Source organism: Algoriphagus litoralis, from assembly GCF_003259255.1.
GTDB classification, from domain to species: Bacteria; Bacteroidota; Bacteroidia; order Cytophagales; family Cyclobacteriaceae; genus Algoriphagus; species Algoriphagus litoralis.
In genome coordinates this window covers 150,901-167,524 of sequence record NZ_QGOL01000002.1, presented here as the reverse complement: position 1 = coordinate 167,524, position 16,624 = coordinate 150,901, and the positions used below count along the sequence as shown (strand labels likewise).

Here is a 16,624-nt window from a genome sequence, read left to right as displayed (position 1 = left end):
TTCGGAAAATAGTGATCATGGCTTATCGGAGAAGGGTAAAGAGACAAACAGCTGCGATTGAATCAACCAAGTCCCTGATTTTTTGGTCCACTGGGCGGAGTATTTCCCTCCGACTACTGCCTTATCCGAACCTTCAACATATCCTTTCCAGGTTCCCGTTTCCCATGCCAACTGAGTTTCAGGATTGACCATGATTTCATCGGGTGTCCGGATCCAATACATTTTAGGCCCTTTGGCATTTTTGAGGTATTCCATCAATTCGGCTTTTCCCGAAAGCAAAGTTCCGGCACCGGTCGTAATCAATGCGTCTTCTGTGGAAAAGCTCGCATTCAACTCCTCGTCAAAAGCACGGAGGGCCTGATTCGATGCTTGACGTTGGGCTAGGATCTGAGACACCTCTGCCTCCTGTGCAAAGGAGACGGTTACGACCAAGAGTACGATCAGAGAAAAAAGTGTTTTTCTGATCCAACTCATGGCTTATCCCGATACTGATTAAACCAACTCAAAATCGCAGCAGACTTGCTCATCAGCATGCTTGGTCGATTGACCAAGCCATGGGAAGCATTGGGAATCCGAACCATCGCTGATTCTACTCCATTGAGCTTCAATGCTGTATAATACTGCTCAGACTCTGAAATCGGTGTGCGAAAATCCTGCTCTCCTGTTAAGAGCATGGTTGGTGTTTTCACATTTCCCACCAGCGAGAGGGGTGATCGCCTCCAGTAATTCTCCTGATCTTCCCAAGGCATTTTCCCAAACCAATACTTGGCAAAAAAGGCTGGAGAATCCGCATGAAGCACGAAACTCGTCCAGTTAATCACCGGCTTGGCCACGACAGCAGCCTTGAATCTCTTGGTTTTCCCTACAATCCAAGCAGTCAAAACCCCTCCTCCCGAACCACCCGTCACGAATAAGTTTTCTGTATCCACATACCCTTTTGCAATGACCGCATCTACGCCGGACATCAGATCCTCGAAGTCATGATTGGGATAATCGTGGTGAATCGAGTTGCCAAACTCTTGCCCGTAACCCGTGCTTCCTCTGGGGTTAGTGTAAAGGACAACATAGCCAGCAGCAGCATAGGCTTGAATTTCATAGGCGAAAGAGGGGCCGTACATCGCAAATGGTCCACCATGAATTTCTAGGATAAAGGGGTACTTTTTGGCAGGATCAAAGTCCGGCGGAGTCACGATCCATCCTTGTACACGCTTTTTGTCAAAAGAAGACTCCCACCAGATTTCCTCAGTTTTTCCGATTTTTCGGAAGGAAAAAAGATCGTCATTGACAGCAGTCAGTCGTTTGGTTTCTCCTCCATTCCAAACTGCCAAATCAGCGGGATGCTCTGGTCCACCTTGGGTAAAAGCAAATCGGTTGTTTGACGAGACGGTATATGTCCCGGCATTGTAAGGCCTTCCCAAGTCCAAACCTCCAAGTCCTTCGACTACGGTTCGGATTTTTCCGGTCAGGGCCACATGACCGATTTTGGAATCCCCAAATTCATCGTACTGAAAGTAGATTCCTTGGCTATTTGCCTCCCACTGAGGATTGCCGGCATCCCGGTCTAGGTCACCTGTCATATTTTTGACGCTGGTACCATCCACATTCATGACATAGAGATTGGTGACTTGGTAACCTTGGAAGGTGTCATCATTTCCGGTAAATGCGATTAATTTTCCATCCGGAGAAAGTGCTGGTTCGGAATCAGGACCGAAACGGGAAGTCAGCGGTTTGATATCTCCCGAGCTCAGATTTAAGCTATAGATTTCAGAATTGGCTGGCTCCAATTCGTGATTATCATGAAGATTTGCTGAAAAGAAAAGTGATTTACCGTCTTTGGCCCAGATCGGACCTCCATGATTATGAGAAGTAAACGTTCGCTGTCTTGGGGTACCTCCATCGATTCCCAAAGTAAAGATTTGGGAATTTCCGGGTTTTAGATACCCAGCTCCATCGCCCCGGTAATTTAGCTCATCGATATAGATCGGTGGAGCATTCCATTCCGCACCTTCGGGTTTGGCGGGGATATTCAGCATGGATTTTTTAGCTTCTGGTACAAACTGGGTGAATGCCAACTGACTGTCGTCTGGGCTCCATGCCACAGCACCGGGAGGAGTAGCGGTATTGGTAAGAGATATCGTTTCGCGTGTGTCGAGGTACATGACATAGAGTTTGACCTTTTCATCATCCTGATTAGAGAGAAAAGCCAGTTTTTTACCGTCATTGGACCAGCGTGGAGCATAGTCCCGTTGGTTTCCTTGGGTAAGTTGGCGGATGCGGGTCCCGTCGATATTGCTGATCCAGAGATTGGAATAGTCTCGGTCAGTCATGATGTCTTTGAAGTTTCGGACAAAAATAATCTGCGAGCCATCTGGAGAGATTTGTGGATCGGAGACGTATTCCATACTGAAGAGATCTGTCAGCTCCAGGTTTGTTTTTTCTTGGGCTTGGATTCCCAAACTTGAAATTGAAAGCAGGAAAATCAGAATTGAAGAAAATTTTAATCGTCTCATATGAATTGGTGTTTTAATTGGCTTTGGTAGCATAGGAATTTACTGGACTCATTTATGGATGTGTTTGGCAATTTGGTATTTGAACTTAGCTTCATTCGGTCACCGAAATTAAAGAGTCAAAGTATTCCATAGACTGAGTGAAATCGAGGAGTAACCCGAAATAAAATTGTCTATAGATAACGCAATCTCAATATCCTCTTGCGGCTCCGTCATCACTTGAAGAATCAGCTGCACCCACATAGAATCCCAGTTGGGCGTCATAAGTAATCCCCATCAGCACTCCAAGATTGGTTGTCGGACGAAGGGTATGTCCCATTTCTTCCAAGGCCTTTCTGGTATCTGGAGAAAGCAGGTTTCGCTCATAAATAATTTGATCGGGAAGCCACTGATGGTGGATTTTCATGGCTTCTATCGCTCGGTCGATTCGCATGTCGTATGCAAGAACATTCAAGACGGTTTGGAAAACAGTGTTGATGATCGTCCTTCCTCCAGGGCTGCCGATCACGAGGTAAGGTTTGCCGTCTTTTGCGACGATGGTAGGGGTCATGCTGGATAGCATTCGCTTTTCCGGTGCGATAAGGTTGGGGTCGGAACCGATTTGTCCGGTAGAAGTGGTGACTCCGGGTACAGGGTTGAAGTCTCCCATTTCATTGTTGAAGATGAAGCCCAGCTTTTCCGAACCCATGCCCACGCCATAGCTATTTTCCAAAGTGTAGGTAAGGGATACAGCATTTCCATCCTTGTCAATCACTGAAAAATGCGTGGTGTGATCGCCGCCGTAGAGTTGGCCAAACTCGGATGAGTCACTTTTGGAGGCTTTGGTCAAATCCAGATTTTCAAACCTTTCTTTCGCAAATTCCTTTGAAGTCAACTTATCTATCGGCATGTCAGGATTGAAATCAGGATCACCCAAATGTTCCGCCCGATCGGCAAAAGCCCTTCGCATGGCTTCTGCTACCAAATGGACATAGGCTGTAGAATTAAATTCCACTTTGGAAATATCTGCCACTTCCATCAGATTTATCATCTCGATCAGAGCCACACCACCCGAACTTGGTGGAGGCATGGAGAAAATCTCAAAATCCTTAAATGTAGTCTTGACCGGCGATCGCTCCACTGCTTCATATTTCGCCAAATCATCCTGAGTAATGATTCCCCCGTGGGCTTTCATGTAGCGTTCAATCTCTGCTGCTACGGGACCTTTGTAAAAACCGTCTCTCCCCTGATCCCGAATGGCTTCCAAAGTTTTGGCCAGCGCGGGTTGCTTCCAGAGCTCACCCGGAGCTACTATCTGGCCATCTGCTCCTCGAAAGAAGTTTTGCATCAAGTCATAGGAAGGGTCTAAAGCTGATACCCGAAGTGCCGCTTGATACAAGCCCCAAGACATTGGAAATCCATTTTTCGCCTGATCAATCGCCGGTTGCACTAAGTCCTTCCATGGCAATTTGCCATACTTTTGATGTGCTTGGTAAAGACCCGCCACGGTGCCAGGAACCCCGACAGATAGCAATCCTTCATGATTCGAATCATTTCTGATCTTTCCATTTTCGTCCAAAAACATGGTCGGGCTGGCTGCCAATGGGGCTTTTTCCCTGAAATCAAATGTCGTGACCGCTCCGTCTGATTTCATCAACACGATGAATCCTCCTCCGCCAATATTACCTGCTTCAGGATGTGTCACCGCCAAAGACAAAGCAGTAGCCACTGCTGCATCAATTGCATTTCCACCTTTTTTCAAAATTGAGATTCCCACCTCGGAACTGAGGTAATGATCCGAAACGACCATACCGTTTTTTCCATAAGTCTGAGCATTCAGCGGATTTCCAATCTGCAGAATGTATAAAGCGAAAAGGAAATATAGGAGAACTGGATTTCTTTGATTCATCTGTATAGTTTTTGTTTTTTGGCAATCTGCTGGAGTCTTGCAGGGTTTCCCTAAGGCTATCAGTACTTGCTACAGGTTGTGAAGTACCTATCTTGGGTATTTCATTTCGTTCGATGTTATTCCTTCAGCCGATTGTATTTTTTGAGCACTTCGACCAGCAATACATGAGGCAATGCATAGGACTTGTTTCCATTAATTCCTTCCATCGTTTCAGCGGCGATCATGGCATTGATGATGGCCTCTTCGACAGACTGGACCGTAGCCTGCAACAAAGGATCGATTTCGTCATTTGCCAGCATGACCAATTGGGCGAAATCAGATCGCTGGAAGGCATCAGGATTAGCAGTGGAAAATGCGATAAAAATATCCCCCGATCCATTGGTCCCTATTCCGCCGGTTAACCCAATTCCTAGGGGAACCCGATTAACAATCCGTTTTAGCTGATGCGGAAGTAAAGGCGCATCTGTTGCCACCACGACAATGATCGATCCGTCTCCTTCTTGACGATAGGACTGTGGCGGCAATTTCAATTCGTTATTCAAGGTGTCCATCAACTCCTTTCCGACAGGAACGCCGGCAATCGTGAGAGATAGTTTTCTTCCAAAATTAGCCTGTACCAAAACACCAACTGTGTAGGTGGAATCTTTAATCGCCACTATTCTGGAGGAGGTTCCTGTTCCTCCTTTGAAGCCTAAGCACATCATTCCCGTACCTCCACCTACATTTCCTTCTTCAATTTTGCCAGTTGAAGCGTTTTCAATCGCTTCGATTACATGTTCTTCCTTGACATGGAAGCCATATATGTCATTTAAAAATCCGTCGTAGGTTTCTGCCACCACGGGGTATGTGTACCACCATTCTTCTCCTTTGTACCAATCAGTATCCACGTACCATTTCAATACCGCATCTCGGACCACCCCCACACTGTTGGTATTGGTAATCATGATAGGCGTTTCAAGGAATCCGGATTCGGTCAGCCAAGTAGTTCCCGTCATTTCCCCATTTCCGTTCAAACTGTACCAATTGGCGAATACAGGACTGAATTTTTGGGCTCTGCCCCTAGGAAAAATTGCAGTAACTCCGGTTCTGACTGGTCCTTTACCCACCTTATTTTGCCCGCTTCCTGAAATGATAGTGCTGTATCCTACTTCTACACCTTTGACATCGGTGATGGCGTTAAATTCGCCTGTGCTGCCATTAAAAGGAACACCTAAATCTCTGGCGCGGGGTTTTTGGGCGAAAGCAGAAGAAATGCAGAGGATAAAAATCAAGAGGAAAATTATTCTTTTCATTTTGTAGTTTTTAAAAATGTGGTATTTCAGTCTACTATGGATTTTCAGTTTTCCCCGGTCCGTTTCTTTTCCAAATACCTATAATGGCTGTTGTCCTGAGGGGTTCTGACTACTTTACTTTCCGGCATTGGACCTAATTGCTTCACAGCAAGCTCCATTGCGCGCATCATTTGTGCGGTCTTTTCCGGGTTTTCTTTTGCCAGGTTAGTAGTTTCTCCAGGGTCTGTTTTTAGGTTGAACAGCAACGTGTCATGTGCATCCACTTTTTTCATTCCTCTTGAACCTCCAAATCCTTGGAAAGGTCGCTTGATTTTCCAATCCCCTTCACGATATCCTTCTTGGCTGGCAAGCATGTAATAGATGAATGTATCGCCTTACCGATTTCCATTTTCAAAAAGCACAGCGCTCAAATCTTTGCCATCGATCTCGCGGTCTTGGGGAATCTCAGCATCTACCAGTTTACAAAATGTAGGGAACCAATCCATCTGAGTGGCTAGCTCTTCGTACACTTGACCAGGATCGATTTTTCCCTTCCACATCGCGACGGTAGGGACTCGTACTCCACCTTCGAATGTAAACTGTTTTCCCTCCCGGAGTGGCCCCGCCGATCCTCCATGATCTTCCATCACCAGCCAGGGGCCATTGTCCGAAGAAAATACGATCAGTGTATTTTCAAGGAGACCTTTTTCTTCCAGCTTTTTCAAAATCTCCCCCACACTCCAATCCAATTCCTGAATCACATCTCCATACAATCCCCGATTTGATTTCCCTTCAAACTCAGGAGAAGCATAGATCGGTACATGAGGCATATTGTGAGCCAGGTAAAGGAAAAAGGGCTGATCTCTAATAGAATCGATGAATTTTAGGGATTCTTCAGTGTAGGTTTTGGTTGTAAAACGTTGATCTACATGGAATTCCTCTACTTCATTTCCTCGCATGTAGACCACCGAGGTCATGTCGTTGGAATAAGGGATTCCAAAGTATTCGTCAAAACCCTGATTCAGAGGAAGGTATTTTTCTAGGTGTCCCAAGTGCCATTTTCCCACGACTCCCGTTCGGTAACCTTTTGCTTTTAGAATTTCGGCGATAGTGATTTCTTCTGGATCCATACCGGTTAGGCTTTCGGGAAAAAAGACAGCGTTAATTCCCATGCGCTGCGGCATCCGTCCGGTCAAAAGGCCTGCACGGGAAGGACTGCAAACCGGAGATGCTGAGAGAAAAGAGCTGAATTTTATTCCTTCTGCGGCTATACGGTCAATATTGGGTGTATCGATATCCGTGGCACCGAAACAGCCTAAATCTCCATAACCGAGATCATCCGCAAAAATGAAGACGATACTGGGAAGCTCAGATTTTATGGCTTTTTCCTCCTGAGAGTCACAGGAAAAAAGTAAAAGAGTGATCAATACCAAGAGGAATTTTGCATTCATTTTATTCGTGTTTATGCTGCATCCGGTGATTTTTCAAAATATCCTCCCCGAAGTCATTTCCATTTTCCCGCCAGATCGTATGGATGTGATTTGCATTGTCTAGGAATCCGACATTGTCGTATTCGATCAGGAAGTCAGGACTGTGGATGACATAATAGTGAGCTTTCATCGGTTCATAGCTTCCAATCCACGCAAAATATACTTCACCCATTCCCCGGGCATGAAGCTTGGCAAGATATTCCTCGGCTTTCTCGTGATCCAGATTGCCAATGTATTCTTCAATCAGGTAGTGAAGGATTTTTTGTTGCCCTTCGTTGAGTTCAGAGCCTTTGATTCCTTGAAATTCTTCCAGCCACTGAGGTCGATCTGGGCTCGTGATGATATCGCCAGGTACTTTTTCTGACAAGGTCGCTTTTGCTTTTTGACGCTCATCGAGTGCATTTATGAGCCAAAATCCATAGTCTTCTTCTTTACTCAATGGACGCAAACCTGCATATTGAGTCGCCTCGACTACTGCAGGATCAGATCCAAAAAACAGAGGAGTCATCGTAAACTGATCCCCTGCTACTGTCAGATTGATCGATATATGATGTCCTTCCAACTTCAGGCTCCAGATATCATCTGATTGAGGATTGCCTCCGATAGCGATGTAGTAGTTCCCATAGTCCCAATTCAGCTTGCGGATGAATTCCATACTTCGCTCATTTACTTTTCCCTGCTGAAATTGAATTTCAAAAAGTTCATGGAGGATATCATCTACCTGCATGATCGCGAAGGTTTTCAGATATCCTTGGGAGCTGAAAATCGAACTGAGGACCTGATGGAATTGTATTTTGCTCGTATCAGACAAATCACCATATCGGAGTCCTACTCTGGGAGCCAGCCCAAGGGGAAGATTGGTCCAATTGGTCCTAGTGCTATCTTCAAAATCTATAAAAACCGAATCCCGTTGATTACCTTCCAGGGTTTGGATAAATGCAAGTGTGGATGATTTGAGCTTCTCCGTATTTTGGGCCGAAGCCGAAATGGTTACTAGCGCAAGCGTAAGTGTGTAAATTAATTTTTTAAACATAGAAGCCTTAGAGGAAGGTAAGTTTTGGGTTTTTTCAACCTGACAAATGAATTCGTCTGCAGAAAGATAAAAGTTACTGGAAAAATCTAATTTTTCTCTAAAAAATCCTGAATATCAATCCAAAGCAAAATCCAAAACACCTCCTGGGAACGGACTTCAGGGAAGCCTTTTCATTATTTTTTTCCAAAAACCAAACAAAATTACGATTTAGATTTCTGCTAATTTGACGGGTTTTTATGAAATTTGGATTGATTCAAATATCATTTAGTCGTAATCCAACTAATGCACAGCATGATGAAAAAGCTCCTCAGTATATTTTTATTCTGTCTGGTAGGGACAGGATTTGTTCAGGCACAGCAGTCAGATGCTGAGAAAATTCAACAGGCAATCGATTCCAAAACTTTCGTTTTTGAAGCGAGTCAGGCCTCAGGAATTAGAGGAAGGATGATCCAGCTAGATCCCGGATATACGCTAAATGTGAGCAGTGACCTGGTGAAGGGTGATTTGCCTTTTTTTGGCAGATCTTATCAAAGTACCCCAGCAACCACCGACGGTGGACTGAAATTCGAGTTCTCTGAATTTGACTATTCGGTCAAAGCCCGGAAAAAAGGAGGATGGGATATTACCATTGAGCCTTCTGAGCACAATGACGTTCGCTCTATTTTTCTCACCATTCAAAAATCAGGAAATGCTTCGCTGAGGATTGTCAGCAACAGTAAAGAAGGCATGTCCTATACAGGAATTATACAGGATTAGGCGTCCAAAGGCAAGGAAATGGTAAATGTAGAGCCTTCTCCCACTTTGGTTTCTACCGTCAATTCACCTCCGTGGGCTTTGACAATGTCGTAACTGAGACTTAACCCGAGGCCAGTTCCCTTTCCCGCAGGTTTGGTAGTGAAGAAAGGCTGAAAAATCTTGTCTTTGTTTTGCTCCGGGATGCCCGGCCCATTATCATGGACTGAGATCAGAATACGATCCAGACATCTCTTGGTGGAGACTTTTACCTGAGGCTTAAACTCTGAGGCATGTTTTGCTTCCGCTTCTGACTTTTGTTGGGTGCAGAAGAATATGGCATTGTTGATAAGATTGAGTAAAACTCTGCTAATGTCCTGAGATACGATCGGTGCTTTGGGAAGAGTAGATTCCAGATCCAGATAGTACTCTGCATTCAAAATCTTGTCTTTGGTACGCAATACCTGAAAGCTGATCTTGAGGCATTCCTCTGCCAAGCGATTGAGATCGGTAAGTTCTTTTTTGCCATCCGTTTTACGACTGTGCTCCAACATACCTTTGACAATAGATCCAGCACGTTTGCCGTGGTTGTTGATCCTGGAGAGATTGCCTTTGAGCTCGGCTGTCAGGAGTTTTGCTTCTTCGAGGTCCCCTTTGTCTATTTCCTGATTGATGTCTTCAAGCATATCCATGCTGAGCTCAGAGAAATTGTTGACAAAGTTGAGCGGGTTTTGGATTTCATGGGCAATTCCGGCAGTGAGCTCACCAAGCGAGGCCATTTTTTCTGATTGAATGAGCAGTTGTTGAGCGGATTTCAACTGGGTCAGCGTATTTTCCAAAACCTCGTTTTTATTCTCGATTTCACTGTTTTTTTCTTTGAGGCTGTTGTAGGCTTTGTTGAGTCTATTTCTGTTTTGATAAACTAAGACCAGAATCACTACAAATGTGAGCAGTCCAATGCCGGTAGAAAAAATTATCCAACGCTGGCGGATGGATGATTTTTCGAGTTCGAGTGTTTTTTTGGAGAACTCGTATTCCGACTCCAGAGCAGTGGCAAGCCTTCTCCCTTGGGTATTGTTGATGCTGTCGCTGAATTGCTTGAATTGCTTGAACTTTTCTAAAGCGGCGGGAAAGTTTCCTTCTTTTTCATGGATTTTTGCCAACAGTTCATTGGCATTTCGGAGCTGCATGGGTTGCCCCATTCGTTGCGCTTCGATCAGTCCTTTGTTTGCCAATTCAAATGCCTGGTCATAGTTACCCAAATTATAATATAACTCAGCCAAGCCAATGAGGGAATGGGCATAGGGCACTCCGTAGCCTTTTTCTTCGGCTATTGCGATGGATTCTTTGTAAAACAACTCTGCCTTATCCGTGCTGTCAAGTGCTGCGTATATTCCTGCCAAAGTTCTGGCGGTCATTTCAATGAACTCGGGGCTTTCTAAATCCAGCGCTGACCGATGGCCGATTTTCAAATTTTCAAGAGCCTCCAGCGGACGATTTTGCTTTAATTCCACATCACCGATATTATTGTAAGCGAGGATCATACGGCCTTGATTTTCAAGTTTACGGTAGATCTCCAACATTTCCCGGTATTTGGTTTTGGCTTCTTCGAGTTTTTCTTGCTCAAAATAAATCGAGGCGATATTGTTCAGAGCGGCTGCTTTGACATAGAGATTCCCTGAATTTTCGGCCCCAATGATCGCTTCATAAAATTTGCTAAGGGCTTCGGCATAGTTTCCCAAGTTGTAATTTACCAGACCGATATTGTTTAGGATTCCCGGGACCAACTGTTGCTCGGGAAGGCTTTCTGCGATTTGGAGTGCGTCTTGATAGTAGCTCAATGAGCCTTTGAAGTCTCCCTTATTCTGAAGTGCATTGCCGTAGATTTTTAAGGCATCAGATTCTCCTTTTTTGAAATCAGCCTTGCGGCAAAGTTCAATTTGCTTTTCAAGAAATGGAAAAGCGCTATCCGGATCCGTTTCTGCCAACAAAAATCCGAGTTCATTGGCCTTATTCAGGTAAATGGTGTCTTTGGCATAATTGGCGTTCTTGGAAAGTATGGCCAGTTCTTCCTGCAAACTTTGAACACTTTGAGCCCATACTCCGACAGTAGGAGCCAAAAAAATGATCCCCGCTATAAGCATAATTAAATTCAGTTTCAACAATTCAAAACTTGTCTTCACGGAATAACGCATGAACGGGAAATTTGATCGGTGGAATAAAAGCCATAATCCAAGGTAATAAAGTTTGGTAGAAATCCTAAACAGCCTATATTTAGTATAAACTAGTTGAAACATAAATAACTAATCATGAAAAGGTTCCATCCGAATTTTGTCAAAAACTGGACTTTGATTCTAGTAGCAAGTTCTATAGTACGATATCAAGCGAATGAATCTGAAGATCAGGAAGCCGAATTGGAAGATCAGAATCCTTCAGAAGATGATGCCGTACAAGAATCCGACAATCTCGAAGAGGAAAGTCCAACCCGGGGTACTGTCGATCCTGCCCGTACCCGAGTGGTAGACCCTGCCCGAACCAGGGTAGTTGATCCGGCTCGCACCAGAGTGGTGGACCCGGCCCGGACTCGGAGGTAATCCTTTTTTCCCCAGTTTAAAAATCAGTCACCGGAAAAAACCGGTGGCTTCCGATGTCTTGTGCCCTGCTCATAAGCATACACCAACTGAATTAACGTGGGTTCTGACCACATTTTACCTAAGAATTGTAGCCCTGCAGGGAGATTTCCCGATGTATAGCCCATAGGCACTGTGAAAGCAGGCTGTCCCGTATGTGGGGCGATGATTTGTGAATTATCCCCAAGATACTCTTCCTGAAAGCGGTCAATTCGAGCAGGCTTGTTGTTCCAACTTGGATAGACTATAGCGTCCAGTTGGAGCGAATCCATTACTTTTTCGATTGCTTCGCGAAAGGCAATCCGTTTGAGGTCTGTAAATGCATCCCCACAATTCTGAGCTAAGTTATTCGGAAGTGGGCTATCGCTGAAGCTTTCCAATCCGCGCTTCGCATATTCTGACTGGGTGCCCACTCGAATGATATCCTCTAGGTCAGCCAGCGTATCCCGTTTGACATAATCTGCCAAAAACTGCTCGAGGTCTCGACGAAATACAGGGCACCATTGATTTCTTCGTAGCGAATCAAAGCTTTCCACTTCCACTGAATCTACAATCACAGCTCCCATTGCCGCCATGTCCAATAGAGATTGGTTGAAAAGTGAGGTTATTTCAGGATCGGGGTTCACATCGCTCAGCGTTCTGAACACACCAATTCGGGCTCCTTTCAGTCCATCTTTTTTCAGGTACTGCGAATAGTTTTCCGGAATTTTTCCGTTGGAATACCCGGTGATCGGGTCTTGTGGATCAAATCCCGCCAATACTTCCAATACCCTAGTCGCATCTTCTACGCTGCGGCACATGGGGCCGACCACATCATTTCTCAGATATAATGGTACGATGCCCTCCCTGCTGACCAAACCGATCGTTGTCCTGAATCCAACCAACGCATTATGGGAAGAAGGTCCTCGAATCGAATTGCCTGTGTCAGTTCCGAGCCCTATCGTTCCAAAATTTGCAGCCAGCGAAGCACCGGTGCCTCCGCTGGATCCTGCAGGGACGTGATCAAGGCTGTAAGGATTGCGAGTAGTGCCCACCGTAGAGCTCTCTGAATGCATCGGGCTAAACGCCCACTCTGCCATATTGGATTTGGCGAGGATAATCGCACCGGCTTCTACCAGTCTTTTGATGATAAATGCGTCCTCGTCCGGATAGAAATCCGCCAAAGCCATTGACCCTGCTGTAGTGGGCATTCCCCTCGTATTGATATTGTCTTTCACGATCAAGGGAATGCCATGCAGTGGTCGGAGTTTTCCGGTTTTTTGAAATTCTTCATCTAAACTTCTCGCCACTGCCAAAGCTTCGGCATTGATGACCGAAATAGAGTTTAGGGAATTATCAAGTGAATCTATTCGGTCGAGATAAGCCCTGACCAATTCCTCGGCGGTATATGATCCATTGGAAAAGGACTGATGGATCTGTGCAATTGTCAGTTCTTCCAGCTCGATTTCTTTCGGTTCAGGACTTTTGCAAAAAGAAAATAAGCCAAGAATAAGTAGGGTGTAAATCCGGTTCATCTTGGAAGATAATGAACCGGAATTTTATTTGCTAATGCCAAAATCCTTCAGAGCGGAGATTCTTTTTGGTCGGGATTGGCTTATTTCATCGGAGGTGGAGTTTTCTTTTTTCTCCTTAAAACAATGAATAGAACCACTCCCAAAATCAGGAAGAAAGGCCAGAGATTTACCAGAAATACTATAAACCATTGTAGATTCGTCCAGCCGTTTTGGATACCTTGACCTAGTTTAGAGGTGAAACCAAAAGCTTTTTCACCTTCAACAAAGAAAGTCACATTCAGCGTACTCATGCTTGTTCGGTCTTTGAGGTAATTCAGTCGACCTTGCATGGACTCGATTTCGCCTCTGATGTTGGCCAATTCCCGTTCGATTTGTAGAATTTCGTCTACATTCTTGGCTTGCTGGAGGAGACTCAGATACCGGATTTCGAGTTCTTTTTTCGTTTTGAGACGAGCTTCTACATCGATGTACTGCTCGGTCACGTCTTCGCTCCGGATGTTTGTGTTTTCGATTCTAACCGCGTGAGCTTGAATTTTCTCCAGCAAACTATCGAGCTGATCTGATGGAATTCGAATGCTCAGCCTTTTTTCGCTTCGTTCGCCATAGCTATTGGAAGATTCATTGGAAATATAGCCTTTGGCAGTTTTGACTTCACTCTTCAGAAAGGTTTCCGTCTCGAGGATATCCCGGCACTCAAAGTAGAGATCACCTTCGCGGATGATTTTCCGGTCGGTGAATTCGGTAGGTGGAGCAGGCTGTTCAGTGGTAGGAATATCGGCAAGGGTCTCATAGGAGGCAGTTGAATCTATTCCCAAATCACCGGAATTTTGCGTGCCGCAAGCAGCTACTATAAAACCCATCAAAATGGGGAATTTGAGCATGAAAAGTTTCATATTTCGGTGAGATATATGTGACTTCAAACGGAATGGAATTTAAATTAGTCACCTAGGATAGAAAAATTAACACTCACTGATCCAGCCAATTTTTGAATTCAGTAACTTTTTCCCGACTGATTAGAATGTCTGAATCCGTTGAGTTTTTGAGTTTGACTTTCAATCTGCTATTGGAGTAGCTTAGCACTTCCTCGACAGCATCAACTCGGCAGAAGTACTTTCGATTGATTCGAAAAAAAATTGCTGGATCCACAGCTGCTTCTACCTGCTCTAAGGTAGAGTCGAGAACAAATTTTTTCCCCTCCTTGGTTTGCAGAAATGTGACACGCTCTTCACTGAAAAAAAAGGCGGTTTCTTCAATGGGAATGCTTTGGATTTTTTCTCCAAAACGTACAAGAAACCGGCTTTTGTAGGATTTCTTTTCGGGCTGTAGCAGGGATTTCAAGATGTCCATATCCAAAGCCGGCTTTATCTGTCGGCTTTTGAATTTTTCTACGGCTTTTGCCAATTCGATAGGATCTATTGGCTTAAGCAAGTAATCAATCGCGTTTACCTGAAAAGCCTTGATTGCATACTGATCATAAGCTGTGGTGAAAATGATGGGTGTGGATAACTTCACTTTTTCGAAAATCTCAAAACTGATCCCATCAGCCAATTGAATGTCGCAAAAGATCAGGTCAGGTTCTGGATTTTGATCAAACCAAGCCACAGCCCTTGCTACTGTATCTAAATTTGCAATCGGTGAAATATCTGGAAAATGGGGCTCCAAAAGCTTAATTAATCGATTTGCTGCTGGTTTTTCATCTTCGATGATCAGGATGTTCATTTAGTTAATCTTAAAAGTGGAAGCTTTACCAAAAATTCATTTTCATTCTGCGCCACTTCAATCTGTCGATCACTGAGAAGCATGTAGCGCATCCGGATATTGCTGAGGCCGATGCCGGGGGAGTCGTCTTTAACAGTGGATTTGGGCTGAAAGGAATTACTTATCCACAGCTCTTGATCTTTTTGCAAAATGTGGATAAACAGCGGATGGTCTTGAGAAGCTTCGTTGTGTTTGATGGCATTTTCCAGTAGGAGCTGAAGGGAAAGTGGAGGAAGCAAAAATCCATTTTCGTTTTCTATTTTGATCGAGAAGATCAGGTTTTCCTCAAAACGTATTTTCTGCAGCTCGAGGTAGTTTTTTGCGAATTCAAGTTCCTGGCTGAGACTGACCAATTCTTCCTGTTGTACATCGAGGACGTACCGGTAGATTTTGCTGAGCTTCTGAATGAATGCCGCTGATTTATCCGGGTCCTCATAGACCAGATTGGAGAGCACATTGAGCGAGTTGAAAAGGAAATGTGGATTGAGCTGGTCTTTGAGGCTTTGGTATTGGCTGGCGAATTTTTCGGACCGGAGTTGTTCAGCTTCGATGGCGGATTTGCGCCATTCCAGCAGCCAGGATCTGGAGGTGAAGATGGCCATAAAGACCAAAGCGATGGTCATCGGTGTTAAGGTAAAATCTAAAATGCCAGCCCAAGGAATCTCATCCAGTGTGAACTCTCCATCTATCCAGATATATAAAAACACAATGGTGAAGCATCCCACGAAGGCATAAATCATGTATAAAACGACCGTGGCAATTAGCCGCTTTACGGGGGTGTAAACCCAAGATACACGGGGATTGAGTAAATGTTCCACTCGGCTGCCTCCCCAACTCAGGAAAAGAGAAACACAAAATGAGAACAGAAAATCGGGTATCATCCCTTTGATCCCATCCCAAGAAAAAAAGCAGGAGAAACAAAAAAAGACCTGAATCGATAGGGCAATGGCAATATTGAGCAGGATAAATTTTTTCAAGTCATACCAAATTCCATAAGAATGCGTGTTGGGATCGCTGGTAAAACTCAATTCTTTGCTCATTTTGAAATTTAGGAAAAAGTGGATGATTTCGGTTTTTTTCTAATTCAAAAACAAAATTAGGACTCCACCGAAACCCTGTTCCGGTGGAGTAGAGTTGGTTTAGATTTCTTTGATTACTTGCACTGAGCAGCAATTTGATCCGCCTCTCTTTTGCCCCAGGTTGGCAATAGGTAGTTCTCGTCGATTTCAGCTTCTTCTTTTGCAAAAAGCTCCAACCCCACTCTAGCGAGACCGCAGGCCTTTTCTGGACCGCTACCAAAAAACTGGGCCATTCCTAGCTCCATTTGCGCCATGAGGGTAGTTGCACGTGGATTTTCTTTATCCAAGGCAATTGCTTTTCCAAAAGTCTGCATCGCCAGTGGGCTCATCTCCTGACCTCTGCTCATAGGATCCACAGACAGTTTGCCCATGATGACATAGCCTTTGAGCGCGGTGATTTCAGAATTGTTTGGTGCGATTTTGTCAGCTTTAGTCACCAGTTCCATGGCTTGATCAAAATACTGGTCCTTGTCCACCTCAAATCGAAAAGCGGCAACAGTCTGCAAATAGGCAGCATAGTAAAGTGGCAGCCATTCTTCTGGTTTGGCCTCTGCGATTCTAATAAATCCATTGGTCACCGCTTGGGATTCTTCTACAGTTTGGATGGTTTTCATGGCTGAGATCTGCTTTTTCATTGCATTTTCATAAGCTGGATCAGCTGCAAAAGCAAGAGTTATCCACATCAGGGAAAGAGCGAAAGTAAAAAGGGACTTTTTCATGTT

At 44.6% G+C, this 16,624-nt stretch carries 15 protein-coding genes; 2 read left to right on the top strand and 13 right to left on the bottom strand.

Annotated elements, in window-relative coordinates:
• Positions 1 to 15: 15 nt before the first annotated feature.
• From DK188_RS00635 to DK188_RS00610, 7 genes are all read right to left on the bottom strand, one after another.
• Positions 16 to 474, bottom strand: a complete 459-nt coding sequence (locus DK188_RS00635; protein ID WP_111668852.1) for a nuclear transport factor 2 family protein — start codon at positions 472 to 474, stop codon at positions 16 to 18.
• Positions 471 to 2,510, bottom strand: coding sequence for an alpha/beta hydrolase family protein (locus DK188_RS00630; protein ID WP_111668851.1), 2,040 nt, complete (start codon positions 2,508 to 2,510; stop codon positions 471 to 473). Before DK188_RS00630 ends, DK188_RS00635 begins: the two co-directional genes overlap by 4 nt.
• 187 nt (positions 2,511 to 2,697) lie before the next feature.
• Complete coding sequence (gene ggt, locus DK188_RS00625; protein ID WP_111668850.1) at positions 2,698 to 4,395, bottom strand: gamma-glutamyltransferase; 1,698 nt, start codon at positions 4,393 to 4,395, stop codon at positions 2,698 to 2,700.
• Positions 4,396 to 4,511: 116 nt separating this feature from the next.
• Positions 4,512 to 5,687: a DmpA family aminopeptidase gene (locus DK188_RS00620; RefSeq protein ID WP_111668849.1), complete on the bottom strand. Its 1,176-nt coding sequence runs from the start codon at positions 5,685 to 5,687 to the stop codon at positions 4,512 to 4,514.
• 44 nt (positions 5,688 to 5,731) lie between these two features.
• Positions 5,732 to 6,040, bottom strand: a complete 309-nt coding sequence (locus DK188_RS21665) for a hypothetical protein (RefSeq protein ID WP_232825630.1) — start codon at positions 6,038 to 6,040, stop codon at positions 5,732 to 5,734.
• 21 nt (positions 6,041 to 6,061) lie between these two features.
• Positions 6,062 to 7,117 (bottom strand): sulfatase family protein, encoded by a 1,056-nt coding sequence (locus DK188_RS00615; protein ID WP_232825629.1) that lies wholly within the window; start codon positions 7,115 to 7,117, stop codon positions 6,062 to 6,064.
• Between the two features lies 1 nt (position 7,118).
• Positions 7,119 to 8,189, bottom strand: a complete 1,071-nt coding sequence (locus DK188_RS00610) for a DUF3500 domain-containing protein (protein WP_111668848.1) — start codon at positions 8,187 to 8,189, stop codon at positions 7,119 to 7,121.
• A 291-nt stretch (positions 8,190 to 8,480) separates the two neighbouring features.
• On the opposite strand from DK188_RS00610, the gene DK188_RS00605 reads away from it, so the two are divergent.
• Positions 8,481 to 8,945, top strand: coding sequence for a DUF4251 domain-containing protein (locus DK188_RS00605; protein WP_157963135.1), 465 nt, complete (start codon positions 8,481 to 8,483; stop codon positions 8,943 to 8,945).
• Here the strand turns inward: DK188_RS00605 and DK188_RS00600 are convergent.
• Positions 8,942 to 11,116: a tetratricopeptide repeat protein gene (locus DK188_RS00600; RefSeq protein ID WP_198672947.1), complete on the bottom strand. Its 2,175-nt coding sequence runs from the start codon at positions 11,114 to 11,116 to the stop codon at positions 8,942 to 8,944. The genes DK188_RS00605 and DK188_RS00600 overlap by 4 nt on opposite strands.
• Positions 11,117 to 11,230: 114 nt before the next feature.
• Here DK188_RS00600 and DK188_RS00595 point away from each other — a divergent pair, with 114 nt between their 5' ends.
• Complete coding sequence (locus DK188_RS00595) at positions 11,231 to 11,515, top strand: hypothetical protein (protein ID WP_111668845.1); 285 nt, start codon at positions 11,231 to 11,233, stop codon at positions 11,513 to 11,515.
• 23 nt (positions 11,516 to 11,538) lie between these two features.
• On the opposite strand, the gene DK188_RS00590 is transcribed toward DK188_RS00595, so the two are convergent.
• The 5 genes from DK188_RS00590 to DK188_RS00570 all read right to left on the bottom strand — a co-directional run bounded on the left by DK188_RS00590 (position 11,539) and on the right by DK188_RS00570 (position 16,621).
• The gene (locus tag DK188_RS00590; RefSeq protein WP_111668844.1) at positions 11,539 to 13,065 is read right to left on the bottom strand and encodes an amidase family protein; all 1,527 of its coding nucleotides are present in this window, start codon (positions 13,063 to 13,065) and stop codon (positions 11,539 to 11,541) included.
• A gap of 80 nt (positions 13,066 to 13,145) precedes the next feature.
• Positions 13,146 to 13,946: a DUF4349 domain-containing protein gene (locus DK188_RS00585; protein ID WP_157963134.1), complete on the bottom strand. Its 801-nt coding sequence runs from the start codon at positions 13,944 to 13,946 to the stop codon at positions 13,146 to 13,148.
• An 85-nt stretch (positions 13,947 to 14,031) separates the two neighbouring features.
• Positions 14,032 to 14,784, bottom strand: a complete 753-nt coding sequence (locus DK188_RS00580; protein WP_111668842.1) for a LytR/AlgR family response regulator transcription factor — start codon at positions 14,782 to 14,784, stop codon at positions 14,032 to 14,034.
• Complete coding sequence (locus DK188_RS00575; protein ID WP_111668841.1) at positions 14,781 to 15,863, bottom strand: sensor histidine kinase; 1,083 nt, start codon at positions 15,861 to 15,863, stop codon at positions 14,781 to 14,783. The genes DK188_RS00580 and DK188_RS00575 overlap by 4 nt, the downstream gene beginning before the upstream one ends.
• Before the next feature lie 113 nt (positions 15,864 to 15,976).
• Complete coding sequence (locus DK188_RS00570; RefSeq protein ID WP_111668840.1) at positions 15,977 to 16,621, bottom strand: hypothetical protein; 645 nt, start codon at positions 16,619 to 16,621, stop codon at positions 15,977 to 15,979.
• Positions 16,622 to 16,624 lie beyond the last annotated feature (3 nt).

Bases quoted from the DNA above. Each gene is read 5' to 3' on its own strand.
- DK188_RS00575 (WP_111668841.1), bottom strand. From the start codon at position 15,863: ATGAGCAAAGAATTGAGTTTTACCAGCGATCCCAACACGCATTCTTAT.
- DK188_RS00630 (WP_111668851.1), bottom strand. From the start codon at position 2,510: ATGAGACGATTAAAATTTTCTTCAATTCTGATTTTCCTGCTTTCAATT.
- DK188_RS00615 (WP_232825629.1), bottom strand. From the start codon at position 7,117: ATGAATGCAAAATTCCTCTTGGTATTGATCACTCTTTTACTTTTTTCC.
- DK188_RS00570 (WP_111668840.1), bottom strand. From the start codon at position 16,621: ATGAAAAAGTCCCTTTTTACTTTCGCTCTTTCCCTGATGTGGATAACT.
- DK188_RS00595 (WP_111668845.1), top strand. From the start codon at position 11,231: ATGAAAAGGTTCCATCCGAATTTTGTCAAAAACTGGACTTTGATTCTA.
- DK188_RS00600 (WP_198672947.1), bottom strand. From the start codon at position 11,116: ATGCGTTATTCCGTGAAGACAAGTTTTGAATTGTTGAAACTGAATTTA.
- DK188_RS00610 (WP_111668848.1), bottom strand. From the start codon at position 8,189: ATGTTTAAAAAATTAATTTACACACTTACGCTTGCGCTAGTAACCATT.
- DK188_RS00605 (WP_157963135.1), top strand. From the start codon at position 8,481: ATGATGAAAAAGCTCCTCAGTATATTTTTATTCTGTCTGGTAGGGACA.
- DK188_RS00585 (WP_157963134.1), bottom strand. From the start codon at position 13,946: ATGCTCAAATTCCCCATTTTGATGGGTTTTATAGTAGCTGCTTGCGGC.
- DK188_RS21665 (WP_232825630.1), bottom strand. From the start codon at position 6,040: ATGCTTGCCAGCCAAGAAGGATATCGTGAAGGGGATTGGAAAATCAAG.
- DK188_RS00620 (WP_111668849.1), bottom strand. From the start codon at position 5,687: ATGAAAAGAATAATTTTCCTCTTGATTTTTATCCTCTGCATTTCTTCT.
- DK188_RS00590 (WP_111668844.1), bottom strand. From the start codon at position 13,065: ATGAACCGGATTTACACCCTACTTATTCTTGGCTTATTTTCTTTTTGC.
- DK188_RS00580 (WP_111668842.1), bottom strand. From the start codon at position 14,784: ATGAACATCCTGATCATCGAAGATGAAAAACCAGCAGCAAATCGATTA.
- ggt (WP_111668850.1), bottom strand. From the start codon at position 4,395: ATGAATCAAAGAAATCCAGTTCTCCTATATTTCCTTTTCGCTTTATAC.
- DK188_RS00635 (WP_111668852.1), bottom strand. From the start codon at position 474: ATGAGTTGGATCAGAAAAACACTTTTTTCTCTGATCGTACTCTTGGTC.